Raw genomic sequence first — 336 nt, 5'->3', positions numbered from 1 at the left:
GCGATGGCCAGAGCAGCCATGTCCTGCCGCTCGGTCAGCCGATGTTCCCAGGAAACACCGGTCGCCGACTGCCTGACATCGAGGAAGAAGCGCTTTTCGCCGCTCAACTACGCTTTCCGCTTATCAGCCTGGCGGCGGAGCCATTCGTCCGCCGCATCGCCCATGGTCTTTTCCGTACCATCCTTGAGCCAGGTCATGAAAGGGCGGTCGAACCTGAATGCACTGCCGCATTCGCGTGTCAGAAAGCGGCGCACATTCTGGGTGTTGCGATAGGATTTCGTAATCACCGTAGCACGCGAAATCGGATCCGCATGCCAGTCGAACGCTATCATCGTC

The 336-nt window shown here is 58.9% G+C and carries 1 protein-coding gene; it reads right to left on the bottom strand.

Annotated features, from left to right (window positions below; all coding sequences use genetic code 11):
- Positions 1-107 precede the first annotated feature (107 nt).
- A partial coding sequence (locus EN861_RS34640; protein ID WP_348630920.1) for a DUF6434 domain-containing protein occupies positions 108-336 on the bottom strand: 229 nt, incomplete at its 5' end.

Source organism: Mesorhizobium sp. M8A.F.Ca.ET.218.01.1.1 (genome assembly GCF_004791165.1).
In the GTDB taxonomy this organism is placed as follows: Bacteria; Pseudomonadota; Alphaproteobacteria; order Rhizobiales; family Rhizobiaceae; genus Mesorhizobium.
Note: the sequence above shows the minus strand (reverse complement) of the source record. Positions and strands in the feature narration are given on the sequence as shown.